Annotated in this window: 24 protein-coding genes; 15 read left to right on the top strand and 9 right to left on the bottom strand. The window is 64.9% G+C overall.

Translation table 11 applies throughout. The features are described 5' to 3' along the window. Positions 1-15 precede the first annotated feature (15 nt). Positions 16-1,239, bottom strand: a complete 1,224-nt coding sequence (locus NS1_RS00125) for a hypothetical protein (protein ID WP_157125036.1) — start codon at positions 1,237-1,239, stop codon at positions 16-18. A gap of 247 nt (positions 1,240-1,486) precedes the next feature. Here NS1_RS00125 and NS1_RS00130 point away from each other — a divergent pair, with 247 nt between their 5' ends. From NS1_RS00130 to NS1_RS00145, 4 genes are all read left to right on the top strand, one after another. Next, positions 1,487-1,714 (top strand): helix-turn-helix domain-containing protein, encoded by a 228-nt coding sequence (locus tag NS1_RS00130; RefSeq protein WP_062980441.1) that lies wholly within the window; start codon positions 1,487-1,489, stop codon positions 1,712-1,714. Positions 1,715-1,880: 166 nt separating this feature from the next. Beyond that, complete coding sequence (locus NS1_RS00135) at positions 1,881-2,360, top strand: hypothetical protein (RefSeq protein WP_063816033.1); 480 nt, start codon at positions 1,881-1,883, stop codon at positions 2,358-2,360. 498 nt (positions 2,361-2,858) lie between these two features. Further along, a complete protein-coding gene (locus tag NS1_RS00140) occupies positions 2,859-3,485 on the top strand; it encodes an SAM-dependent methyltransferase (protein ID WP_062980443.1) in 627 nt (208 codons plus the stop codon). A gap of 192 nt (positions 3,486-3,677) precedes the next feature. Then, positions 3,678-4,904 (top strand): carboxylate-amine ligase, encoded by a 1,227-nt coding sequence (locus NS1_RS00145; RefSeq protein ID WP_255284361.1) that lies wholly within the window; start codon positions 3,678-3,680, stop codon positions 4,902-4,904. A gap of 84 nt (positions 4,905-4,988) precedes the next feature. Here NS1_RS00145 and NS1_RS00150 read toward each other — a convergent pair whose 3' ends face one another. Then, positions 4,989-5,366 carry a DoxX family protein gene (locus NS1_RS00150; RefSeq protein ID WP_062980444.1) on the bottom strand — a complete coding sequence of 126 codons (378 nt, stop codon included), beginning with the start codon at positions 5,364-5,366 and terminating at the stop codon, positions 4,989-4,991. Between the two features lie 404 nt (positions 5,367-5,770). Between NS1_RS00150 and NS1_RS00155 the strand changes: the two genes are divergently transcribed. From NS1_RS00155 to NS1_RS39755, 3 genes are all read left to right on the top strand, one after another. Next, entirely contained in the window at positions 5,771-6,415 is a 645-nt protein-coding gene (locus NS1_RS00155; RefSeq protein ID WP_062980445.1) for a TetR/AcrR family transcriptional regulator, read from the top strand. 192 nt (positions 6,416-6,607) lie between these two features. Further along, positions 6,608-7,051, top strand: a complete 444-nt coding sequence (locus NS1_RS00160; protein ID WP_062980446.1) for a hypothetical protein — start codon at positions 6,608-6,610, stop codon at positions 7,049-7,051. A gap of 467 nt (positions 7,052-7,518) precedes the next feature. After that, entirely contained in the window at positions 7,519-8,148 is a 630-nt protein-coding gene (locus tag NS1_RS39755) for a 2'-5' RNA ligase family protein (RefSeq protein WP_157125037.1), read from the top strand. Positions 8,149-8,201: 53 nt separating this feature from the next. Here the strand turns inward: NS1_RS39755 and NS1_RS00170 are convergent, their stop codons facing one another. After that, positions 8,202-9,902, bottom strand: a complete 1,701-nt coding sequence (locus NS1_RS00170) for an alkaline phosphatase D family protein (protein ID WP_062980448.1) — start codon at positions 9,900-9,902, stop codon at positions 8,202-8,204. A 141-nt stretch (positions 9,903-10,043) separates the two neighbouring features. Further along, positions 10,044-11,333, bottom strand: a complete 1,290-nt coding sequence (locus NS1_RS00175) for a GAF domain-containing protein (protein WP_062980449.1) — start codon at positions 11,331-11,333, stop codon at positions 10,044-10,046. Positions 11,334-11,587: 254 nt separating this feature from the next. Here NS1_RS00175 and NS1_RS00180 point away from each other — a divergent pair, with 254 nt between their 5' ends. Genes NS1_RS00180 through NS1_RS00195 form a run of 4 tightly spaced genes read left to right on the top strand, consistent with a single transcriptional unit; the run spans position 11,588 to position 13,858 of the window. Further along, the gene (locus NS1_RS00180; RefSeq protein WP_056809366.1) at positions 11,588-11,917 is read left to right on the top strand and encodes a PadR family transcriptional regulator; all 330 of its coding nucleotides are present in this window, start codon (positions 11,588-11,590) and stop codon (positions 11,915-11,917) included. A 2-nt stretch (positions 11,918-11,919) separates the two neighbouring features. After that, complete coding sequence (locus NS1_RS00185; protein WP_062980450.1) at positions 11,920-12,294, top strand: DUF1048 domain-containing protein; 375 nt, start codon at positions 11,920-11,922, stop codon at positions 12,292-12,294. Further along, complete coding sequence (locus NS1_RS00190; RefSeq protein WP_062980451.1) at positions 12,294-13,100, top strand: ABC transporter ATP-binding protein; 807 nt, start codon at positions 12,294-12,296, stop codon at positions 13,098-13,100. The genes NS1_RS00185 and NS1_RS00190 overlap by 1 nt, the downstream gene beginning before the upstream one ends. Continuing rightward, on the top strand, positions 13,097-13,858 hold the full coding sequence (locus tag NS1_RS00195) for an ABC transporter permease (protein ID WP_056809359.1): 762 nt from the start codon (positions 13,097-13,099) through the stop codon (positions 13,856-13,858). The genes NS1_RS00190 and NS1_RS00195 overlap by 4 nt, the downstream gene beginning before the upstream one ends. Positions 13,859-13,939: 81 nt before the next feature. Here NS1_RS00195 and NS1_RS00200 read toward each other — a convergent pair whose 3' ends face one another. After that, positions 13,940-15,886 carry a potassium transporter Kup gene (locus tag NS1_RS00200; RefSeq protein WP_062980452.1) on the bottom strand — a complete coding sequence of 649 codons (1,947 nt, stop codon included), beginning with the start codon at positions 15,884-15,886 and terminating at the stop codon, positions 13,940-13,942. A gap of 208 nt (positions 15,887-16,094) precedes the next feature. Then, on the bottom strand, positions 16,095-17,033 hold the full coding sequence (locus NS1_RS00205; RefSeq protein WP_062980453.1) for an alpha/beta hydrolase family protein: 939 nt from the start codon (positions 17,031-17,033) through the stop codon (positions 16,095-16,097). Between the two features lie 179 nt (positions 17,034-17,212). On the opposite strand from NS1_RS00205, the gene NS1_RS00210 reads away from it, so the two are divergent. Both NS1_RS00210 and NS1_RS00220 read left to right on the top strand, forming a co-directional pair. Next, on the top strand, positions 17,213-17,593 hold the full coding sequence (locus NS1_RS00210; RefSeq protein ID WP_062980454.1) for a MerR family transcriptional regulator: 381 nt from the start codon (positions 17,213-17,215) through the stop codon (positions 17,591-17,593). Between the two features lie 409 nt (positions 17,594-18,002). Then, positions 18,003-18,446 carry an NUDIX hydrolase gene (locus NS1_RS00220; protein ID WP_063816034.1) on the top strand — a complete coding sequence of 148 codons (444 nt, stop codon included), beginning with the start codon at positions 18,003-18,005 and terminating at the stop codon, positions 18,444-18,446. Between the two features lie 133 nt (positions 18,447-18,579). Here the strand turns inward: NS1_RS00220 and NS1_RS00225 are convergent, their stop codons facing one another. After that, positions 18,580-19,314, bottom strand: coding sequence for a dienelactone hydrolase family protein (locus tag NS1_RS00225; RefSeq protein ID WP_062980457.1), 735 nt, complete (start codon positions 19,312-19,314; stop codon positions 18,580-18,582). Positions 19,315-19,977: 663 nt separating this feature from the next. Between NS1_RS00225 and NS1_RS38500 the strand changes: the two genes are divergently transcribed. After that, entirely contained in the window at positions 19,978-21,150 is a 1,173-nt protein-coding gene (locus NS1_RS38500; protein ID WP_169812728.1) for a nitroreductase/quinone reductase family protein, read from the top strand. An 831-nt stretch (positions 21,151-21,981) separates the two neighbouring features. Continuing rightward, on the top strand, positions 21,982-22,449 hold the full coding sequence (locus tag NS1_RS00240; protein ID WP_157125038.1) for a hypothetical protein: 468 nt from the start codon (positions 21,982-21,984) through the stop codon (positions 22,447-22,449). A gap of 94 nt (positions 22,450-22,543) precedes the next feature. Here NS1_RS00240 and NS1_RS00245 read toward each other — a convergent pair whose 3' ends face one another. Both NS1_RS00245 and NS1_RS00250 read right to left on the bottom strand, forming a co-directional pair. Beyond that, positions 22,544-23,497, bottom strand: coding sequence for a universal stress protein (locus NS1_RS00245; RefSeq protein ID WP_062980460.1), 954 nt, complete (start codon positions 23,495-23,497; stop codon positions 22,544-22,546). A 10-nt stretch (positions 23,498-23,507) separates the two neighbouring features. After that, positions 23,508-24,380, bottom strand: a complete 873-nt coding sequence (locus NS1_RS00250; protein WP_062980537.1) for a universal stress protein — start codon at positions 24,378-24,380, stop codon at positions 23,508-23,510. Positions 24,381-24,572 lie beyond the last annotated feature (192 nt).

Here is a 24,572-nt window from a genome sequence, read left to right on the forward strand (position 1 = left end):
CACCTTTGCTCGAATCTAGCGCAACTCCAATGGCGGTTCAATGCCGGGCGGGCCCATCGTTGCGGCAATGAAAATGGCTTCAAATTCTGCCGCACGCATAATCTTAGCGCCGGTCAGGTCATCGAAGCTATCGACGTCCAAGCGGCGGTCTTTGGTCATTGCACCGAAGACGGCGAAGTACAGCTCGGCCTTGGGGTAGCGGTCGCGCAATTGCCGGGTGAGGTAGCCGATCACGTCGGCGTGCTTGACCTCGAAATCGCAGATGACAATCGTAGGAGCGTCTTTGGCCTCCGGGTAGAAAGATGCACTATCCAGGTGGATGCCGTCGCGCATTTTGTTGCACCGCAAGTACCCGATTCGGCATCGAGAAAATCGGGATGAAGCAAGGAATGTTGCCATAACCAAACCGGCCTCATTGACTCCGAAACAGATATCCATATCTAGGCGTTTGCCCAGGTTCTTGATCTGTTGCGACAACCGTTCCACTCCATACCCGAAGGTCTCCCAAGTAAGATCGATCAATCTGCCTGGCTGAGAATTGGGTAGGGTGAACACGTCAACCTCGGGGTTCCCGTACTCGACAGTTGGAACCGTCAATATGAACTCTTGGCCGACTTGACCTCCTCGAATGCGTGGGGCGGGGGACCCGCTCCGTCTCGTACCATTCTCGAGCGCCAATATTGGTTCACCGGCCGGAACCTTTTCCTCCGTAAAGCTTTTCAGCGCTAGCTGATCTTCGATAGGCAGCCGCTCGTAGGCTTCAGCGATGAGCTCTGTCGGGCTGATGCTCTCCTCCGCGACACCCAGTGGCCCCCGTCCGTAGGCCGCGCACAATATGAGCAAACCTGACATCGGAGGCGGGGATCCCTGCCCCCTGCGTCGCGCCCACGACTCCCAGGCGTTGACCGATGTGCCGCCAAGGCTGGTCTGGTTTCCCGTCACGTCGTTATAGCGCGCTGCCGCCTGATCTTGGGATAGGCCCGCCGCGTAGCGGTACGCCTGCAAACTCGGCACGTCCGGATACCGGGCCATCAGCTCAGCCGCCGCACCTTTCACTGATCCCAACTCGGTCCACAGCTTCTTACCCTGCGCGGCCAACTCCCGGCCGCGAGCCTGCGGACTCATCTGGTGGCTCGTGCGTGCGTTCGCGCCCGGCGACCTTGACGACATTCCCATGACCGACAGCCCTTCACCCCAGGAGCAGTAGTTGCCAAGAAGGTTACCCATCGCAATGGGCAACTTCTGTACTTCACATCATCTGAGCAGCTCAAGCTACCCAAAAACCCGTTGGAGCTCGTTCCGCCCAGCAGGTGTGAGGGACCCTGACCGACTGGGAGGGTGATTAGCAGCAACCACCGCCCCCACAGGAGCTACCAGCCATGACGGTTTTCGCGCACTCGTCAGCGCCCGACAAGCGGGGGCTGTTGCCGACCGCCCAACCGACACGACTCGCAACTTCGCCGCTACGGCGAACAAGGGGGGACCAATGAACACGGAGAGCCTCACCGCTGTCGAGCAACAGGTGCTCGCTGTCCTCGTCCCGGGTGGACTGCTCACCGCCGACACGATCGCCCGCAACCTGAACGTGCCGCCTCGGCGCGTGGCGCGTGCCCTGAACTCGTTGCGCCGCAACGGTGACGCCTTCCGCAACCGGCATTCGGAGTGGCAGATCACGGCCGGACAGGGCCGCACAGAACGGCGGGTCGCGCGATGAGTCACCTCACCCCCGCCACACCCGCGCCCCTGCCATCGCTTAGGCAACTCACCCAAACGCTCGAAGCGATGCGCGAAGCCGGTTGGCTCACAAACGCACCCACTTCACCAACGGTCGGTGCGACAGGGGCACGCATCCCCGCGACCGGGTTGCCCGAGGAGGTTTGATGACCCAGACCGGCCCACCCGCCACCGCCTACGCCGAAACTCCCCGATCACGCTGCGAGTTCTACCGGCGCGAATGCTCACTGCCCACCGTGATCGACCTCGACACAGGGCGGATCACCATGAAGGCCGGGTTTGTCGGTGCGGTGATGATGCCCACCGAGCTGGCACATCGGGTCAAAAGCGCCCTCGATGTGCGTGGTGTCGCGCCGTTGCCGATTATCTGCCACCCCCGCGCAGAAATGTGGACATTCTTGGTGAGATCCGACATCCGCCCGATCGGTGACCCCGCCGTCGTGGCACAGCTATGGCGAGCGCGGGTGGTCGTGATTCGTGAGGGCGATGTTGCATTGCCCTCGCCGGTGCCGGACGCACTGATCGCCCGCACGTGGATATCCCCGGCAATAGGCAAGTTCCGGCCATCCGGGGCGGTTGTCCTCGAATGCGCCCGAGCGTGCTTGCCAAGGCGGGACCCCCGGTGAAACCCGGCTGCCGGTCGCCTTGCCCCGACGAACCCGATATCCACCTCACCATCCAATTCGCCAGTGTACGAATGGAGTTCGCCGCGTGCCTGACTGCCGCACTGGTGTTCGTGCAAGACATGGCGGCACGCAGACCATGCACTGTCGCCGTCGATTCCGGCCACTGTGTCGGGCTCCCGAGACTGCCTAACGAGCGCCTTTACCTGCTGCCCTAGCCGCGCGACCGACGCGTATTCCGACCAATTCAATGGCCTTCGAACGCGCCCCCGGTGAGGCCCCGAGACACCTCACCCCGGCGCGAGCGAAGGCGGCCCCGGACTCGTTCCCCGGCGATATCGCGATGTCCGGGGCCACCCCAAACTTTCCGATCTGAGCCCACTAGTGCACGGCCCCGATACTCGTCCAATGATCTAAATGCATTGCACACCAACACTATTAACCGCAATTGAGTTACCCATATCGCCCGGAACCGCCGACCAGCACAGGAAACGAGATCACGTGAGCGACTCCGACCGCGCCACGGTCCTGGACCAGTCCCGCCCCAGTAGCGCGCGCATCCACACCGCCCTCCTCGGCGGCAAGGACTTTTACATCGCCGACCACGCGATCGCCGAGAAACTGACCCGGAACAAGATCGGCCCCGCGATCACCGAATCGCGTCGGTTCGCCCTCCGCGCGGTCGGATACCTCATCGACCATCACCAGGTCACCCAGTTCGTAGAACTCGGGTGCGGGTTCCCGAACACACCCAACATCCACGACATCGCCGCCGAACACATCGATACCGCCCGCACCCTCTACATCGACAACGACCCGATCGCGGCCACCCACGCTCGAGCCCTAATGTCCACACACACAACCCACACCGCGAAAATCGACCTCACAGACACTGTCGCTGTACTCGACGTCATCACCGCGACCCTCGACACTACCGAAGCGATAGCGCTATTGCTGTCCGGCACCGCCGAACTCATCGACAACGCTCCGTGCTCGACGCTAATGACATCGGGCTCGTCGGTGAGCGGTCCAGCTCGAGCTGATCGCAATCCGTTGACCGATGCCGTCGGGTACGGATGCCGCATGACTCCACACACGGGTTCTTGCAAGGCATTTCCGGCGCGTTGAGCGCGAGGGCGTTGTAGAGGGTCTCGCCCAGCTGCCCGACCCAGGCCCGCAACGCGGAGCCAGACTACTCGGTCGGCTGCGCGCCACTACCCCCGACCACCGGTATACCGACTCCCGGGTGATCAGTGCGATCATCGAGCACGCGCCATGCCTGCCCGGCTTGCCGTCGCGACAGGTGAGAGAAGGACCGACATGGCAGAGCACGAGCGAGCCGAGAAGGTCGGCACCGTCATGCCTGATGGTGGTGTCCACCCGTCGATGGGGGTGGAGGAGGAGTTTCTGCTCGTTGATCCCTCGACCGGGCACCCCATCATGTCCAGCCTCGCGGTTGTCGAGGCGGCGGAAAGGCGCGGTGTCCGGCTTCAATTGGAGTACACCCAGTGTCAGGTCGAGACCAACTCGGCGGTGTGCGGGCACACGCACGAACTACGGACGCAGCTGGCCGAGATGCGGTCGGCGGCCGCCGATGCCGCCGCGCAGTGCGGCGCGCAGTTGCTGGCGGTGGGCGTGCCGATGCTCGGTTCGGCCGTGTTGCCGATCACAGACCTTCGTCGGTACCGCACCATAGCGAGCAGGTTCGACGATCTTGTGGGGACGCGGGGAGTCTGCGCCAGCCATGTCCACGTGGGCGTACCCGACCGGGAAACCGCAGTACAGGTCAGCAACTATGTGCGTCCGTGGCTACCGGCGCTGCTGGCCCTGACCGCCAATTCCCCTATCCATGGCGGCGTCGATACCGGGTTCGCGAGCTGGCGGTCGATCATGCTCGCGCGGTGGCCCTGTTCGGGGCCCCCGCCGTGGTTCGCCTCGGTCGAGCACTACGACGCGGTCGTAGAGAAGATGATCGGGAGTGGTGTCATCCTCGATCCGGGGATGATCAATTGGGATGTGCGGCCGTCAGCTCATCTGCCGACCATCGAGGTGCGAGTCAGTGACGTCCCCGCGACGGTCGAGGAGACTGTGCTGCTCGCGACGTTGGTCCGTGCGCTGGTGATGACGGCGTTGCGGTCCATCAGCAGGGGTGAGTGCGCCCCGAAAACCACCGCGGCGGCGCTGCACGCGGGGTACTCCATGGCCGCCCGCGAGGGATTGACCGGGCGCGGGATCGATGTGGCCTCGGACCGCGTGATCGCGGCGCGTGACCTGCTCGGACTGTTGATCTGCCATGTCCGATCCGCCTTGGAAGAACTGGGCGAATACCACGCGGCGGTGACGACGCTGACCGAGATCCTGCGCTGTGGTAATGGAGCGAGCCGGCAACGCCGGGCCTTGCACAGCCGCAACGACGTGAACGATGTGACCGCGATGGCCGCGCGGAGCACCCTGCAGGTCGGCGGGCCCGCCCTGTCCAGCGGTGCCGACGTCTACTCCGTGTGGTCGGACAGCCCGAGAGTTGCGGTGATGAGCGAACTGTCCTGAAGCCGACCGACCCACATGAAGCCATCGGAGTGCTGCCCGATGGTCACGGTTCTCGTGTCAACGCCGACAGCTGATCGCGACGACTCAGAATGCTTGTGGGCCGATTCGTTCCACGGCGACGAACACCGACAGTGCCAGCAGCACGATGGTCATCGCGACGTTCGACCATTCGCCGCGGCGTCCGTGCGTGATGGCCGCGCCGGCCATGATCGCCGCGAGGCCGATGGCGGCCACGGGCACCAGCCAGGTGGCGATGTCGAACACGCCGGGCAGGATCAGGCCGAGTGCACCGGCGACTTCGGCCGCGCCGATGAACTTGATCAGGCCTTCGGGGAATGACTCGGCCCAGCCCATTTTTGGGTCGGCGACGAGCTGTTCTTTGGTTTTGGCGAGTTTCATCGAGCCGGCCATGAGAAACATCGCGGCCAGCAGGCCGGAAACGATCCAGACGACGATATTCATGCCGCGACTCCGGTCTGCAAGGGGCAGCAGGGCGCCGACCCAGGCCTCGACCTGATCCGAGTATCAGGTTCGCGCTTTCATCGTACTGCGGCACGGGACGGCAATCGATGGAGTTCTCGAAGGCGGCATGGAATCAATGCCGATTCATGCGAATCGTTGAGAAGCGTCGGTTCGCGAAAGAGTTTGGTGCTGAGCACTGTTGGGTATCCCGGCAGTCACGAAGTGGTCCGGCTCCGACGCGGCGACGCGCGCGATCACGAGATGCTTCCGCGCCCTCCGGATACAGGCGGCGAACGCCTCCATGAGATGAGTGTTGCATTCGTTGTGGTCGCCGATCATCAAGCCGGTGAGCCGCGGACGGCCTTTTGCACACCTTTGCGCAGGTGTGGGATGGTGGTGGTGAAATGACGGACGTGACTGCGACGACGCACTCGACCACCGTCGGCCTCGGGCCGCGTGCACTGGCCAACCGGCGACGCATCGTCGCTGTGGCCGGGGACGAGTTGCTGCGAAATCCCCTGGCGAGTATGGAAGACATCGCCGTTGCCGCGGGGATGGTCCGCCGCACCCTCTACGGTCATTTCCCCACCAGGGAAGCGCTGATCGACGGCATGCTCGACGAGGCTTTCGAACAGGTCGGCCGCGCACTCGACGGTATCGACACCGCGCAACCGCCCGCCCGGGCGACCGCGGATATGACGGTCGCGCTGTGGGCTGTCGGCGACGAGTTCCAGCTGCTGCTGCGTCTGGACGAAGCCGGGTCGCGGGCCCGGATGGCCGACCGGCTCGCGCCCGTCCGCGCCCGGTTGATCACGTTGATAGCGGCTGGTCAAGCCGACGGAACCTTCGCTGGTCACCTTCCGCCCGCAGCGTTGGCCAGGGTACTCACGGCGCTGGTGCTCGAGCTGCTGAAGGCGCACAGCGATGGTGAATGGGGCGGTGCCGAAGCCGCGCGTGACGCTGCCCTGGCTTGCCTGATCGCGGTCGGCGTCGACCGTTCCGGTGCCGCGGAGATCGCCCGGTCCGCCGCCGAGGCCGCGCAGCACTGATCGCAGGTGCGCGCGTCGGGCGATCGCTCGTCGAAACATGCTGTCCCCGAATGGATCCAAGGTGTGCTCTCCGGCACGAACCCGGGTGGGTGTGAGTCCCTTCACGAGTTCTTGCACATCAGTGTGCAATAGACGTAGTTTCACAGCTACGTGCAATTGCACGAAGGTGTGAAAATGTCGAAGGAGCGGGATATGACCAGCCAGGTGGCGACTGTGCGCATGGCGTACGCGACCAAGACCTCCACCGGGGGCGCCCCCGTCGATGTGTCCTCGTGGACGCTGCGCGGTGTGGGCGCGATCCGCGTCCTGTACGGCCTCGTCCCGTTGGCCACCCTGATCCTGGGGACCGATGTCGGCACCGGAATGGCCGTGCCTGTCTTCGTCGTGGTCGGCCTGGTGTCGGTCCTGCTCGGCCTGGCCACCGTTGCGCTGACTCCTCGGCTACTGAGCCGCGACGACGCTGTCCTGACCGCCGTCGGCGTCGACGCGATCCTCGTGGTCCTCGGCGTGGCCGCGCTCATGGTGGGCTGGGATCAGTTCACGGTCGCCGCCGCCGCGGTCGTCCTCGGCGGGGTGGTGATCGGGGCGTTGTCCTCGGCGGTCGTCGCGATCGTCACGGCGGTGCGCGAAGCCTGATCCGCTGACGCGGTGTGAAGTGCCCGAGCGGCGCCCCCGGAATTCCGGAGGCGCCGTTCGTGATTGGATGCAGCGTGGTTCCTTGTCAGTGCAGGGCTTCGAGGGTGACGGTGATGTGAACGCTGGATCGTTCGAGGGGAAAACTCGGCGATAATGACGGTGTGCGACGCACGGTGAACCAGGCGTACGATCTGGTCACGAGTGATAATGCCCCGGATGGAGTCCACCCGGCATCTCGTTGGGAAGCTACAGTGCTGCACAGGCGGCAGGAAATGCCGCGACATCGTATCTGTCGTTGGCGATGCCGAACAAGGTCGAGCAGGATGCGGAGCTCGCGTTGGCGGACATGAACAAGACGAACTTTCCATGGGAAGGTCGCTGGTTATGATCGACGTGGCCGAAAGGTGGCGGGATGCCTCGCAGTTGAAGGGCGTCCGGGATGCGTTGGCCGGTAAGGACGTTGAGAAGTGACCGAAAATTTGGACAGCCTTCGTCCCCGTCCGCTCGAAAACGGCCCGCTCGGCTATTATTGGTTCCTGACCTTCGATCATGCTTCGGAGCTTCATTCGCGGACCAGAGAATGCCAGCAGGCTGTCGATCCGGCGTACTTCAAGACCACGCCGATCGACAGCCTTCACCTGACGTTGGATCGAATTTCTCGCCCTTACACGTGCACGTTCGAACAACGTGCTGCTATTGCAGTAGCTGCGCAGAATGCCTGCCGAAACCTGCGGCCGATCAGCTTGTCCGTTGATCGGTTGACCAACATAGGTGGTGCGATCGGCTTCGTTATCTCACCCGCGGCGCCGGTGACGGAACTTCGTGACGCGCTGCGTGCGGCAACGATCTCCGTTCTGCCGCAGGCGTCGCTGGAAGAATTCTCGGATCCCCATGTGACGATCGCATACCCAGTTTTCGAAGGACTGGAAGAAATGGCTGCCGCGGCCGCAGCGACGGCTGGCAGTACTCTTCACGGCTTCGACGTTGTGACCACCGAGGCTGCGCTGGTTTCACTCGAACTTCGGGACAACTCCTACACGTGGGATGTCATCGAACGGATCGAACCGGGTCGGGGGCAGCCGAAGCCGTTCGGCTGAAGCGGGATTCCCGGTTATGCGCCGTCGACCGCGACAGGTCGAGAGAAGATTCATCACGGATACCCGTCGCGTACAGGTCTCGGTCCGTTTCCTCGGCTCGACAGCACCACATCCGCGACCGTCGTCAAATGTGGACGGCCGCCGTCGGTGCTCACCTGCTCCAGCACGAGGCGGCTGGTCCGACCGCGCAGATGCAGCGTCGCTATCTGGTTGCCGAAGAAGGGGCCGGTGACCCGACTCCACTCGACCGACACGGGGGGAACGGTGGACACCCGGTTCAGGAGGAAACGCGTCACCCGTTCGGCCGCCCGACTCCACGAGACGCGGAAAATCACCTTCATGGCGGTCGGAACGTAGTTGTGCATCGGCGAACAGGTCAGCTGGTAGACCCGGGACCTCACGGCGTCGGGGAACTGCGCTTGCGCGGCATAGGCGTGGTGAACGTCGCCGGACAGCACGCAGATCGTGGCGGGCGCCCGTCCTGCCGGGCCGCTGCACTGTCCGCGCCCGACGCGGGCGATGAGCCGGGCGAGCCGGTCGAACGAATCTCGGAAGGCGGCCCAATGTTCCAGATCCGCTGAGCGCCGCAATCTTTCGGACCATCCGGCAACACGTCGGCCCCGCACCCCTGAGGCCATGCGCTCATTCCACGACTCCAGGTCGTGGAGAGCGCGCGGCAGCAGCCACGGGAGCGAGGTCCCCAACAGCAGGTGGTCGTAATCGCCCTCGGTCTGTTGTTCGATCCACGAGAACTCGGGTTCGGAGACCATCGACCGCGTGCCGCCGCCGAGTATGCGTCCGCACCGTGAATCGATGACGAGCAGCCGGGTGGTGCCGAGATCGCGGCGATACGACCACAGCGCCCCCTTGGCGCCGTCGGCTTCTTCGTCCGCCGCGGATGCGAAATCGCGGAGCAACTCCGCGCAGTCGCCGCCCTCGGATCGGATCCGCTGGTAGAGCTCGTTGTCGGCCAGGGCTGCGGGCGAGAGGTTGCCCAGGTGCTGGTAGATCCAGTACGACGACAACGCGCCCACGATGCGTTCCTCCCACCAGTCGGTGGCCTCGATCTCGTCACGCCACGATCTCGAGGTGTTCCAGTCGTCGATGACGTCGTGGTCGTCGAAGATCATCGACGACGGAACCGTGGACAGCAGCCAGCGCACCTGCGGGTCGGACCATGACTCGGAATAGAGCCACGTGTACTCCTCGAAGTTGCGGATCTGGGCGCCCGGGGGTTGGTCGAGGTCGTGCAACTCGTCGATGCGACGGCGGATCTCCGGGGACAGCTCATCGGCGTAGACCTGGTCGCCGAGCAGTACCAACGCGTCGGGCAGATCTTCGGGTGGGCGTTCCATGACTCGCCGCGCATAGGCGTCGAGAGCGTCGGCGTCGAAGTTGTCGTCGTCCTGCGTCGCCGTCGGTGTGGCGAATCGGCACGAGCCGAAGGCGAGGATCAGATCGGCGTCGCCGCTGAGCGTGCGAATAACGGACGGGTACGGGGCGTCGGGCAGCGGCCAGACGCGATCCCCATCGAGACCGACCTCGTACCGCGTGACGGAACCGGCCGCCAGTCCGGTAATCAGGACGAGAGCGTAGTGGTGCCCGGCGATGGTCCAGGTGTGTTCGCGGTGGCCGAGGACCTCGACAGTGCACGGTGCCGACGTCTCGACCCAGACGGTGGCGTCGCATTCGCCGACGTGACGCAGCAACGGACCCAGAACCAGCTCGGTCTTACTTTCCGGCAGTCGTGCCATCAGTCCAGACTATGTCGTAAACCGGCTGTCGAGCGGGGCATTCCGCCCCTCATCTCTTGCCGGGCGGATCCGTCGGATCCGATCAACGCTACGACTGCGGTCGCAACGATGGCAGTCAGTGGTGCGGCTGATTCAGCGCGGTCAGCGGTTGCGGTAGGCGGCGAGGCCACCGAGATCTTCGTTGGCGATGAATACCGAACTCACGTTGAGCAGGGCGTGTTCGACGTGGTCGGGGCAACCCCACGCCGCGTCACCCCAGGAATCAGCGACCTTGATCTCGGCCGGTTCGCTACACCCCGCGGACCCGCCGAGCTCGCAGTGCTCAGGACGCGGCACCGCCGCCAGCGCGGCTGCGGCACTGTGCATTCGGGCGCTGAGTTCGGCGGCCTCTTCGGCGCGCTGCTCGGCCTCGGTACGTAACTGGTGTTCGGTGCGTAGAGCTGTGGCCAGCTCTTCGCGCGCGGCTTCGGCTTGTGCCTCGGCAACTGCTTTCGCCTGTTCGATGTGATGGCGCTCGATGGCCAGACCCGCGGTGTCGGCGAAGACCCGAGCGAGCGCGAGATCGCTGTCCTGCGGGGAGCGCGGGCTGCGGTGATACATGGCGAAGGTTCCCAGCAGGGTGCTGTCGCGGGCCAGAATCGGCGTCGACCAGCACGCCGCCAGCTGCGCGCGCCCGGCCAGCGCCCGGAAGTCGTCCCAGAAGGGATCGGTGCCGATATCGGTCACAATGACCGGTTCGCGCCGATGCGCGGCGGTGCCACACGAGCCAACGCCTTCGCCGGTGGCGATCCCGTCGATGGCTTCGTTGTAGAAGTCGGGCAGGCTCGGCGCGGCGCCGTGGCGTAGATGGCGCCCGTCCGGGTCGGCGAGCAGCACCGAGACCAGTACCTGTTCGGGTGCGAGATCCTCGATCGCGCGCGCCATGCCGTCCAGAACCTCGGCCAGGGGCGCTTGGCGGGCGATCTGTTCGACCAAGGCGCGCTGCTCGGCCATCAGCCGGTGCGCGTGTTCGAGTTGGGTGGTCTCCACACCGATCAACCGGATCCCGGTCACCGACCCCTCGTCGTCGCGGAGTGGTTCGTAGCTGAAATCGAAGGAGGACCGGACCTTGTGGGCGCGGGCGCCCAGCAGGACCGGAACGGCATGACTGGTGTGGGGTTCACCGGTGCGATAGACCTGATCCAGGACGGCGAGAACACCGTGCTCGATTAGTTCGGGCACCAGCTCGGCGAGCGGAATCCCGGTGTGTGCGGGGTCTTTTCCGATCGCGGCGAAGAACGCGGGGTTGGCCGTGTCGACCAGATGCTGCGGGCCCGCGAGCGAGACGAATACAGCGGTGGACTGCCCGAACAGTTCCCGCAGGTCCTGCTCGCTTGCCGAATCCAGCACGCGGGCATCGGGTTCGGTTCGGCTTCGGGCGGGGGTTGTCACGACGTGCCTCTCGTCTGCGGAAGAGTGGCTTGATCACCCAGCATCGACGAGGCACCACCAGTGCCAAACGCTACCGGGCTTGCCGCAGGGTTGCCAATGGGGTGGTCGCGTGACCAGTCAGCAGGTCGTGCGGGATCATCGCGGCCGCCAACCCTATGGCGATGCCACCCTCTATTGAGTGTTGCTAAGTACTGGTAGTCGGCGTTACTATCTACTGGTAGTTAGTGTCACTGAGTAGGTAGAGGAGGTGCGTCGTGGGCAAGCAGATGACGGAAATGCTCAAGGGCACGCTAGAGGGCATAGTGCTCGCGATCTTGTCGGTGCGGTCCGCCTATGGCTACGAAATCACCGCGTGGCTGCGTGATCAGGGCTTCTCCGATATCGCCGAGGGCACCATCTACGCCCTGCTCGTCAGGATCGAGAAGCGCGATCTGGTCGACGTGGAGAAGGTTCCGTCGGAGAAGGGGCCGCCGCGCAAGGTGTACACCCTCAACGCCGCGGGCCGGGAATACCTCGACGAGTTCTGGGGGACGTGGAGCTTCCTCGCAGGACGGCTGGAGCAGCTCCGCGAAGGAGGAAAGTAGACATGGTCAAACGTTGGATCGAGAAGGTCACCGGACCGTTCGAGGACAAGCGGCGCTATCGCCAGTACAAGGAACGGGTGAAGCAACTCCCGCCGAGTTATCGCACGACGGTCGAGGCGCTGGACCGGTACCTGATGTACCGCGGGGTGATCACGAACGGTGACGTCCTGATGGAAATGGCGGAGGACCTCGCCGATCTGTTCGAGCAGAACGCCGCAGCCGGCGTTCCGGTTCGGGCGATCGTCGGCGAGGACCCGGTGGAGTTTGCGGAGACGTTCCTGGCGAACTACTCCGACGGTCAGTGGATCGACACCGAGCGGCGACGACTGACCGCCGCCATCGAACGCGTCGAGCAGGAAGAAGGGGGGTCGCGCTGATGTCGACACAACCGGCAATTCGCGTGCAGGGTCTGGAGAAGTCCTTCAAGGACTTGCGTGTCTTGCGCGGCGTGGACTTCGACGTGGCGCGGGGCAGCATCTTCGCGCTGCTCGGCTCGAACGGGGCAGGCAAGACCACCGTCGTGAGAATTCTGTCCACGCTGCTCGAAGCCGATGCGGGAGCAGCCGCGGTCTGCGGCTTCGACCTGGCCACCCAGCCGGAGAATGTGCGCGAGTCCATCAGTCTCACCGGCCAGTTCGCCGCCGTCGACGAAATCCTCAGCGGGCGTGAGAATCTCGTGCTGATCGCGCATCTGCGGCGCCTGGACAATCCGGGTGCGATCGCCGATGAGCTGCTCGAGCGGTTCTCGCTGACCGAGGCCGGGGCGCGGAAGGTGGCGACCTATTCGGGCGGCATGCGCCGTCGTCTCGATATCGCCATGAGTCTCATCGGGAACCCGCCGGTCATCTTCCTCGACGAGCCGACGACCGGGCTCGATCCGCAGTCACGGATCGAGGTGTGGAAGACCGTCAAAGGACTGGCCGACAACGGTACGACAGTGCTGCTCACCACGCAGTATCTGGACGAGGCCGAACAACTCGCCGACCGGATCGCGATCCTGCACAAAGGGCGGATCATCGTCAACGGCACCCTCGCCGAACTCAAGGGACTGCTGCCACCCGCGAAGGTCGAATACGTCGAGAAGCAGCCGACGCTCGAGGATGTCTTCTTCGCCATCGTCGGTGACGACAGCACCGTCGACGTCGACGAGGTCGCGGCGTCGACAAGTAAGGAACAGCGATGAACACCCGATTCTTCGGCGACACCGGCTACCTGCTCGGTCGATCCCTGCGCCACATCGCGCGCAGCCCGGACACCATCATCACCACTGCGATCACGCCGATCGCGATGATGCTGCTGTTCGTCTATGTATTCGGTGGTGCGATCGACTCGGGGTCGGAATCGTATGTGAATTACCTGCTGCCGGGCATCCTGCTCATTACGATCGCATCGGGTATCTCCTACACGGCCTTTCGGCTCTTCCTGGATATGAAGAACGGCATCGTCGAGCGATTCCAGTCGATGCCGATCGCACGGTCGTCGATCCTGTGGGCACACGTGCTGACCTCGCTGGTCGCCAATCTGATCTCGGTGGTGATCGTCGTGGTGGTCGCCGTGCTCATGGGTTTCCGGTCGGGGGCGGGAGTGCTGGCGTGGCTCGCGGTCGCGGGGATCCTGGGGCTGGTGACCTTGGCATTGACGTGGCTGGCCGTCATCCCCGGCCTCACCGCGAAGTCCGTGGACGGTGCGAGCGCGTTCTCCTACCCGCTGGTCTTCCTCCCGTTCATCAGCTCGGCGTTCGTGCCCACCGACAGCATGCCCGGTCCGGTGCAGGCCTTCGCCGAACACCAGCCGGCGACTTCCATCGTCAATACGATCCGGGACCTGTTCACCCAGCAGCCCGTCGGCGCCGGTATCTGGGTCGCGCTGGGGTGGTGTGCCGGCATACTCGTCGTCGCCTATTTCGTCGCCACGGCTACCTATCGCCGCAAGGTCTCCTGACCAGCGGGCGGCTGCTCACGCGCGAGCGATGGCGAAGGAACTGTGCATCCGACGCACATTCGCGGGCCGACGATCAGAGATTCAGACGTCGATGTGGGAGCCCATGATGACGGTGCGATCGCGGGGTAGGGAGAAGTAGTCGGCGGCGTCGGCGGTGATGTGGGAGGTGGCGATGAACAGTCGTTTGCGCCACGTGGCCATGGTCGGTTGGTCGCCGCGACGGAGTTCGATCTTGGAGACGAAGTAGGAGGCGCGATCGAGGTCGAGCCTTCCTTCTGTCGCCGAGGCATCGAGATGCCGCAACGCCGCGGGGATATCGGGACGTTCGGCGTAGCCGTAGCGGGCGGTGACGTGGATGATGCCGTCGTCGCCGTGCCCGAGATGGTCGATGGTGAGCCGTTCGGTGAACGGGACACGGGGAACGGGGTCGGTGGCGATGCTCACGATCGCGACGTGCTCGTGTCGGATGTGGTTGTTCTCGACATTGGCGCGCATGGCCAGCGGGGTCGTCTTCTTGCCCCGGTTGAGGAAGATCGCGGTGCCGGGGACCTCGACCGTCCTCGGCTGTCCTTCGCGGAGTTCGTCGACGAATTCCTGCAGCGAACCTTCACGCTGTTCGCGTGCCGCGGTGACGATGTCGCGCCCGCGTTGCCAGGTGGTCATCACCGTGAACGCGCTGATGCCGATGAGCAGCGGTAGCCAGGCGCCGTGCACGATTTTGGTGAGGTTCGCCCCGACGAACAGCAGATCGATCCCCAGCAGCGGCACCGCACCGAGCGCGAGCAGCCAGAACGGGGTACGCCAACGTGCGCGGGCGACATAGAAGAACAGCAACGTGGTGATGGTGATGGTGCCCGTGACCGCCATCCCGAACGCGTAGGCGAGGGCGTGGGAGCTGCGGAACGCGAAGACCAGAACCAGGACTGAGACCATGAGCAGCCAGTTGATCCACGGGACATAGATCTGACCGATGGTGGATTCGGAGGTGTGCACGATCCGCAGTCGCGGCAGATAGCCGAGTTGAGCGGCTTGGGAGGCGACGGAGAACGCGCCGGTGATCACGGCCTGAGCGGCGATGACCGTCGCGGCGGTGGCCAGCAGGACCATCGGGAGCCGACCCCAGCCGGGGACGAGTAGGAAGAACGGGCTGGTGATGTTCGCTGGGTCGGACAGGATCAGCGCGCCTTGGCCCATGTAGCTGAGCATGCAGGCCGGGAACACCAGGAACAGCCAGCCTCGGGCGATCGGTCGCCGCCCGAAATGGCCCATGTCGGCGTAGAGGGCTTCGGCGCCGGTCACCGCGAGAACCACCGCGGCGAGCGCGAAGAACGCGATGTCGAAGTGGCCGAACAGAAATCCCAGCGCGTAGGTCGGTGAGATCGCCTTCAGGATCTCCGGATTGTCACTGATGCCCGCGATCCCGGCAACCCCGATCGCGGTGAACCACGCGATCATCACCGGTCCGAATACCCGTCCCACGACTGCGGTTCCTTTGCGCTGCACCAGGAACAGGATCACGATGATCACCGCGGTGATCGGGATGATGAACTCCTCGAACGAGGGCTCGACGATCTTCAATCCCTCGACAGCCGAGAGAACCGAGATCGCCGGGGTGATCATCGAGTCGCCGAAGAACAACGAGGCACCGAAGATCCCCAGTGCCGCGAGGAAAGCCGCGGTCCGCTTACCGCCCGGCGCGCTCCAGCGCCGCAACAGCGTGATGAGCGCCATGATGCCGCCCTCGCCGTCGTTGTCGGCCCGCATCGCCAGCGTCACATAGGTGATCGTCACGATCACCGTCACCGACCAGAAGATCAGCGAGACGATCCCGAACACGTTGTCCTGGCTCACCGGCACCGGATGCGGGTCGGCCGGATTGAACACCGTCTGCAGTGTGTAGATCGGGCTGGTGCCGATGTCACCGAACACCACACCCAGCGCGGCGACGATCGCCGCCAGACGCACGACTTCACGCCCGGTCCCGTGTCCGGTCGGGGCCGATGAGGCGGTGGTCGGTGTTTCGGTCACAGGCCGTCCTTCCATAGCGAGCACCCGACGGGCGACGCGGTCGTGACGATATCGCCTGTGACCGCGATTCGATCGTGCGACAAGTGAACTATTCACGATCTTTGCGGATCGACTCAGCCGTCGTGTTCGACGACTCGGACGTCACCTGCCACCACACGACCGGAGTCGGGTCTGGTTTCGAGCTTGTTCGCGACGACGCAGCACACCGCTATTTGGATTCCAGCCGCCCCAGCGGGTGGGCGGGCGTGAGTACGGTCTGGGCGGTGGTCCAGCCGCTGTGATCGATACCGGCGATGTGACGGAGGTAGGCGAGGGTGACCTGCTGTATCAGCGCGACCCGGTCGGGGTTCTCGTCGGTGGTCTCGCTGACGTGTTCGCCGGAGATACCGCCCAGGAAATGCTGGCCGCCGAACACGGTGAGCAAGCTCTTGTTCGTCCGGCTCAGCGTGTAAGCGTCGGTCGTCCAGGCCGGCCCGCGGGTGGTCAGCGGGAGGTTGTCGTCGTCGCCGGCGATCACCAGGCCTGGGGCGTTGATATGCGAGAAGTCCTGGTCGCACAGCCACGGAAGATGTTCGCGAGCGAAGTCCGTGAGTTCTGTGCCGCCGCGTCCCGCGGTGGCGAGTTGGATACTGGCCATGACTCGTGGGTCCGAGAGGTCCTCCGCGATTCCGGTTTCCGGGTCGGTGACGCGCATGCCGACCAGGATTCCCGCGGTCTGCCCGCCGAAGGAATGCCCCGCGGCGATGATCCGGTCGGGGTCGACTCGACCGCGCAAACCGGGCACCGATGCCGCCAATACGGAAAGATCGTCGAGAATCCGCTTCATGTCCTGCACACGGTGACGCCACAGTCGCGGCCTGCGCGGATCCTCGGCTGCCAGGGTGAACCGCTTCGAGTCCAGGTGCGTAGCCTGGATGACCACGAATCCGTGCGAGCTCCAGTAGTCGACCAGCGGCCCGTAGCCATCCATGCTGGAGCCGAACCCGTGCGCGAAAAGCACGACCGGTAGGTCATCGCCGGTGACCGGGGCGGAAACCCGCACCTGGAGGTCTTCACCACGGCCGGATATGGGCACCCTGAGCGGTTTGACGGTGACGGTCGGTGTGGGTGCGGGGTCGGCCAGGCCGGTTGCGGGGTGAATGACCATGAGTGACACATTCTTTCGGTTCAGTCACGCAGCGCGCTGATCGCGGTTGCGTGCTTCGGGCAGGTATCCGGTGGTGAGCTGCCAGGGCTTCCGTCGCGGATGGGTACCTCGACTACGCTAAAACTTGACGTCGGTGTCAGAGGCAAGCGGTTGTGTCATGGATCACGCGAAGGGTTCGAATGCGTATCGGCGAATTGGCTCGCCGGACCGGGGTTTCAGCCCGGGCCCTGCGGTACTACGAACAGCAGAACCTGCTGCGTGCCGAGCGTAGTTCCAGCGGTCAGCGCCAGTACTCCGACACCGCCGTGGATCAGGTACTGCTGATTCAGCAGTTGTATGCCGCGGGCTTGTCCAGTCGAACCATCGGCGAGCTCACGCCGCATCTGGTGAACGGCCGCGCCACCCCCGCCCTACTCGGTCGCCTCGAGGTGGAGCGTGATCACTTGCGCCAGAGCATCATCGAACTGGAGCGCACCGAACAACATCTTGATTCGGTCATCTCCGCTGTCTCGGCCAATGTGAGCACCGGCGCGGTGTGCGGTCGAGAAACCCGGGCATAGGGGTCGAACGGGACCTCGCCGATCCCGCCGTCGGAGAAGTTGGGAGACATGACGAGGACCGAGGGGGCGACCGCGTCGCCGCCTTTGCCGATGATCGGGTCGAGACGTCCGTCGCTGAGATGGTCGAGGGTCGCGTAGTCCTCGGCCCATCGGGCCAGTTCGACGACCTCGCGGAAACGGGCCCGTTGGCTCAGCGGCTGCTGGGCGAATCCGGTGCTGTGCTCGGGAACCAGGTCTTTGCCTTTGGGGTAACGAGCGCCGCCGTAGATCTCGACGCGCTCGCGAAGGTATTTGGAGCCGATTCTCGCCGGATGAGCCCGGCACCGAGCACAATTGAGAAGGAGCTACCACCGAGTGGCTCCGACGACACGCGGCTACGCTGCCAGACCGAAGGTTGGTGAATCCACCGATGGCGATACCTATGTACGACGAGGTCCTACCGCGCGGCGAACGCGATGGATTCGGACTACGCGTCGGCGCGATCATCGACCGTGGCGGAGAAGTGTTGCTACTGGAAGTCAACAGCACCGGCCCCATCCGCCTCACCCACAAACTCCCCGGCGCCACGGTGGGACCCGGAGAATCAGTTGCCCAGGCGCTCGTGCGAGGAGTCCGCGAGGAAACCGGCCTGACCGTCACCGACATCCGACATCACGTCGGCGACTTCGACTATCTGTCCCCAGCCGGAAGACCGGTGCGACGTCTACACTTCGCCGTCGACGTGAAAGCCACCAGCCCCATCCACCTCTCGGAGCACGCCGGGTATCTGTGGGTGTCATTGGACCGAGAGCTGTTCGTCACGCCCTCGATCCGCAACATCCTCGGGACATACAAGGCTCTCCCCGCCCCCTGAGCGACCGACATCGGACCGCGGGTGCCGGTCAGTCCGCTGAGTGCGGCCACCGCTATCGAGGACCGCGAGCTGTCCTCGATAGCGGCTCCTGGCCGACGGCTTTATTGTCTGGAGTCGGCCCGATGGCCCGGCATCACTTCAGGTGCCGGTTGAAGAACCGGTTCGCCTCCTCGCCGGCGTGCTGCGGGACGCCGGTGTGCCCGCCCATATTGGCGTGCAGCGTCTTCTCCTCGGAGCCGAAGGCGTCGAACAGATCCAGGGCCATTCGCCGGTCGTTTCCTTCGTCGTCCCATTGCAGCAGGACGTGCAGCGGAATGGTGACCTGCCGGGCCTCCTCGAGGATGGCGCGGGGCACGAAACTACCGGCGAACAGAACGGCAGCCGCGATGCGCGGCTCGACCACCGCCAGCCGAGTGCCGATGGAGATCACCCCGCCCGAGTAGCCGACCGGGCCGCCGATCTCGGGCAGCGAGAGAAGGGCGTCCAGGGTGGACCGCCATTCCGGCACCGCCTTTTCGACTAGCGGCAGGACGAGCCGGTCGACGATCTCGTCGTCGACCGGCTCACCGGCCGCCACCGCCCGTTGCAGGTCTATGCGGGCCTGATCGGCGGCGGCCGAACGTGGCCGGTCACCGCTGCCGGGGAGCTCGATGGTGGCCACGGCGTAGCCCTCCGCCACGGAGTGCCGGGCCCGGGCCAGCAGTCGCGGGTATGCCGTGCCCAGTCCGAGGGGAGGGGGACTGACCAGGATCAGCGGCATCGGTGTTGATGCGGATCCCGGCGTCCACAGGATTCCTGGGATCTCGCCGAGGGTGAATTCGCGCTCGAGGATGTCGTCGTCGAGACGCTGTTCGGTAGTGAATTGCATGGTCGTGCCTTTCGGGGAGTGCTGTTGAACGGCGCTCCCGGACGACCTATCGCCCGACCGTGACCCCAAGGGGGAGCACCCATGTCGATACTGCGTTCACGGGTACCACCTCCTCGTTCTCCGGCACGGACTCCGGAAAGGTAGCAGTGGTCGCAGTCGTTAGCCAACGGCTTTTTCGATGGCTCCGAGCCGGACGCACTCGAGTCAGCAGATGCGGACGTTCGTGACCGCGCGCCCAGCGGCATGAGCGGTCACTCCTACTACCGGTTGCCCCGCTTGATCAGGTGCTTTGCCCCCGCATCGAAACCCGCGGGGCTGAGCCGTTCGAAGCCGAAGGCGTCGGCGAGGACTTTCCTCCTCATATGGCACAGCAACCTCCACCTCACCTACGGGGTCCGTGGTTTGCCTTACCCGCCCAGCCATAGGCACATAGCGACTCTGTACGAAGTGGTCAGCTAAACGCATGCTCATCGGCAGATGCGGACGTCTTGACCTAAAGGGGAGCCATTACAGAGCGTTCGGTCGACGCCGGACGTCCACGCTCATTGGTCTTCCGAGGCGGTGGATCGGTATTGCGGGGCCGGTTGTGGGAATTCGCGTGACCAAGGGCCCTGGTCGGTCCCCGTACGCAAGAGGTGGAATGGCAGGATGGTTGGTCCCGTGATGTCCGAGAAGCTGAAAACCCGCGTCGAGCATGAAGTCGACACGAGGTCCGCCGCTCTCGGCGTCTGGCTGTACCGGCGCACCCACGGTCGCATCACTCGGCCTTGGCGCCGACGCGCGATCGTGCTCACCACGCGCGGCAGACGCTCCGGACGGCCACGCACCGTACTGGTTCAGGTATTCCAGGACGGCCCGGACCTGTTCGTCGTGGCGGCCAACAGCGGGCTGCCGAGGCCGCCTGGCTGGTACTTCAATCTCCGGTCCGAACCGCATGCCGTCGGCGAGCTGGAAGGTCACCGGCTACGAATCCGCGCCGAACTGCTCCCCGAGTCGGAGACGACGGACCGGTGGCAGTGGGTGCTGGCGCTTGCTCCTGACTACGAGCGCTACACACGGAGAATGGGCCGTGTACCTCCGATCTTTCACCTGGTGACAGAACAACAGGAGACCGAAGAACATCGCACCGTGGGCATTCGGTCGACCGTACGGCGCTTCGCCACGATGCGGAACCTCGCCGCTGCAGTCGGTGTACTGGCCGGGGTCGGGGGCTTTGTCCACGGCATGGGAGAGGTACTGCAGGGCAGTGGTTCACCCAGTGGTGTCGTCTTCGATTCCTGGACTCAGGGCCGCATCGCGACGAACCTCGGAGGGGAGCCCGCAATGACGGTCGTGCCTGACCTGCTCACCACCGGGCTGCTCACCATCGGCGTCTCCGCAGCTGTCACGTTGTGGGCCACGCTATTTCTCGACCGCAGGTTCGGAGGGACAGGACTGGCGTTCCTGTCGGCGCTGCTGATGCTGGTCGGCGGCGGGTTCGGGCCACCGGTGCTCGGCCTGCTCGCCGCGCTGGTGGCATCGGGTTCGCACCGCGGCCGTCATCGCAGCCACAGATGGGTGCACAGCTGGCTCGGTCGAGTACTCACTGCCATGTGGCCCCCCTTGTTCTGGTTGTGTCTCGCTGATGCGGTGTTCCTGGTCTTCGGATCGGTCGTCGCCGGTGTGGTGTTGAACCTCGACATCTCGGCCGCCTTCGTCTACGCCCTCTTCCTCGCCGTCCTCGCCATGCCGGTCACCACCATCGCTGGAATAGCGCACGACATCGTCGTTGGTGATGGTCAGGCGCGGATTGGGCCCTGGACGCCTGGTGCCGATCGGGTCGAGTCGAGCCGATGAGACTGACGGTCTCGAACACGTCGACAGCGCAGGGTGGAGCACCCGGCTCGGTGGTGACGGATGCTCGGCGATACTCCGCAGCCGCCGTCCGGGTCGGCTGGCCCCAGCTGATTCCCGCTACCCACCGATCGCTGCATCGTCCGCGGGTCAGTGCAGTCAGGGATGGCCGCGACCACGTTGGAATGACCATGGAAGGGGCGGTCGGAATGAGCCTCCACGAGCCGATCGGGCGACAGCACTCGAACCGTCAGTCGTCGCGTCCGTCATGAGTCAGCCGGTCATGCCCGCGCCGATCGGGCGGCATGGCCGTGCCGCCCTTGGCCTGGCCCATTCATACCTTGACAGTGGGCGATGATGTAAACCATGACACGGCAACCGACGCACGGTAATCGGCAGATGCGGACGTTCGTGACCGCGCGCCCAGCGGCATTTCCGTGTATTCGGTTTACGTGGTGCCGTCGAGCTCGCGAGTAGACGGCAGACAGGCCTCGGCGATTGTCACGGTGATCGTCTGCGGGATAGGGAAATCCAGCTCTCGACCGCTGGCTCGCGACCGGGCGTGTACGTGCGTCAGGACGACGAGCGGACTGGAATCGGACAGGATTGTCTGTTGGGCCAGTTCGAATCCGTAAGGGAGAGTGTCTGCCTGCCACAGCACGACAGTCGGCGCGAAGAACGGAGCAAGCGTGGCAAACGACGCTGCGCCGGGTCCACACCGGCTCGCCGCGCGAAGCGCCGGGGTAACGACAGTAACCAGTTAGCCGATGGAACAATGAATCCGAAGCCATCTCGTGCAATCGCCCTTGCAGCAATCGCAGTTGAAAGGCTGAGATGTCACACCGGAAACTTGCCAAAATCTCCCTTGCCGCGAGCGCGGTAGTAGCCGCCCTCATCGCCACCAGTGCCCCTGCCGCAGCCTCGAATTACATCCCCGTCGAGCTCCCCATGACCACCACGGGCGCCTACGGTCTCGGCTGCTCCGGCGACGTCTGGGCAGTAGGCAATGTCTACCCCGACGGCGACGTCCCCGGCACAGTAGACCTCCAACTCAAAGGCTGGTTGAAGGTCTTCGGCGTCCCCGCTCCCTGGTGCACGCTGGCCCCCACGGTCCAATGGCGCAACCTCGATACCGGCGCCACCGGCCAAGCGTCCACCGCCCTCGGCGCCTGGCAACCCTTCTTCTGGTCGGCCCCCGTAGTAGGCAACCTCCGCCTCGTAACCGGCCCCGGCCAAGTCGAATTCACCCTCACGACCGACCTTCCCCACACCCCGAGCGTCACGAACTTCCGGGTGTACTGACACGGACCGCACATACATCCGCCAGGACAAGCGTCGACGGGAGATCTCGGCGACTATCGCCGCCCTTGCGAACAACGCAATGGCGGCCAGGATGCTACGACGGTGGCCTACTCGCGCGCCGAACAGCAACCGCCCGCTCCGATGATCGCGCCGAAGTGTCTTCTTGCCGGTGGAACGGCCTGTGCCGAGATTGCTGACCGATGATGACGACCGGAACCTTCGCTGCGCCGAGGACCGCTCCGCTGACCGACCTGCGGGTGACCCGGGTGAGACCACTGTTGTGGCTGCCGAGGACTATCAACTGTGCTCCGGCGGATTCTTGCATCAATCGGTGTGCCGGCTCGTCATGGGCGACGAGCCGAGTGACATCGACGTCGGGAAATTCTTCCGGGTAGCCCGCGAGGCTTTCCGTCAGCAGGCGGTGCGCGGTCTCGGCTATCTCGGTTGTGCGAGTTCCGGGGTGCGGATCGTTCCACAGTGAGATCGCGACGAGCCCGACGCCGCGGCGAGATGCCTCGCCGATCGCGAACTCGACAGCGCGGTGACTCGCGGGCGAACCGTCGACGCCGACCAACACCGGCAGGTGTCGTGACTCGGGCGGTTGGGGGCCTGGAATGACGGCCAAGGGGCAGCGCGGTCGGCGGGCCAGCGCGCCACTGACAGAACCGAGCAGGGTGCGCTCGAATACGCCGAGCCCGCGAGCGCCGACGACCAGAAGCTGGGCGTGGCGTGCGCGGCGGCGCAACGTCGATATCGGTGACGGGCTGACCAGCGAGGTACGCACCGTCAGCGGATACGGTGCCGTCTCGGCGTGCGCGGCCGCTCTCGCCGCGGCCAACGCTTCTTCGCCCGCATCGCGGAATCCCTGGTGGTGCAGAGTGAACACGCCCAGATGGTCGCCCAGGTCCCAGCCCGAACTCATCGCGTGGACGGCGTGCAGTGGGGCGCCGCGCAGCATCGCGGTGCGCGCCGCCCAACGGACCGCGCTCGATGCCGATTCAGAACCGTCGACCCCCACGACGACGGGGCGGGTGGTGGGTGCGGTCATGGTGTCGGTCTCAATTCCCGGTGGCGGGCCTGGTGATGATGAGCGGGCATTCGGCGCCGTGCAGTACCGCCTGGGCAACAGAGCCCAGAGTCATGCCGGCGAACCCGCGGCGGCCGTGGCTGCCGACGACGATGAGCTGTGCGGTGGCCGCGGCAGTGAGGATCGCCTTGGCGGGCACCTTCTCCGTGACGACGCGCTCGACGGAGACGTCGGGGTACTTCTCGGCGTATCCGGCCAAGCTTTCCGACAGCACCGCTTCGGCCTGGGTCTGCATGGTGGTGCGTGATTCGTAGTGATAGAACTCCGACCAGGTATGGACCGCCACCAGATGTGTGCCCCGCTGGGAGGCCTCGTCGAAGGCGATGGCGATGGCGTCGACACTGCAGGCTGAACCGTCCACGCCGACCACTACCGCGCCGGTGTCGGACACCGTTTCCGGGATCACCGCCACCGGGCATTCGGCGTGACGGGCGAGCGAGGTGCTCACCGAGCCGAGCAGCGTGCGGCGGAATGCGCCCAGCCCACGGCTGCCGACGACAACGAGCCGAGCCGACCTACTGAGGTCGCGCAGCATGGCAACCGCGGAACCGGACACCGCGGCGGTGGAGATGACGGTCTCGGCGATGGGGGTCGGGATCTTCGCGGCCGCTGCCGCAGCAGCGGCGACGATGGATTCACCGTGAGTGCGTAGCTGTTCGGCATCGAAGATAGGCCCGACAAGGCCCGGCCCGTAGTCGACCGGGACATCGATGGCATAGGCGATCTGCAGCGGGGCACGGTGGTGCGCGGAGTACTCGGCAGCCCAGCGTAGGGCGACAAGAGACTGTTGCGAGCCATCGACGCCGACGACGACCGGCTGATTCGGGATCCCAGGAGTGAACATGATGTCGCCTTTCTGTTTTCTCCACTGTGCGCTGGGGTCCTCGGAGCGCAGCAGGGTCGGATGACCCGTGCCGAGAGGCACTAGGTCGTCGGAGAGAGCACCCCGACCGGGGACCTGCGGGGGCGAATGGCTCTGGGAGGGTGACGGCGTTGGGAGCAGGGTGAAGACAGAACCGTTCACCCACTCGACAAG

The sequence above is a fragment of the Nocardia salmonicida NBRC 13393 genome (assembly GCF_001613085.1).
GTDB lineage: Bacteria > Actinomycetota > Actinomycetes > Mycobacteriales > Mycobacteriaceae > Nocardia > Nocardia salmonicida.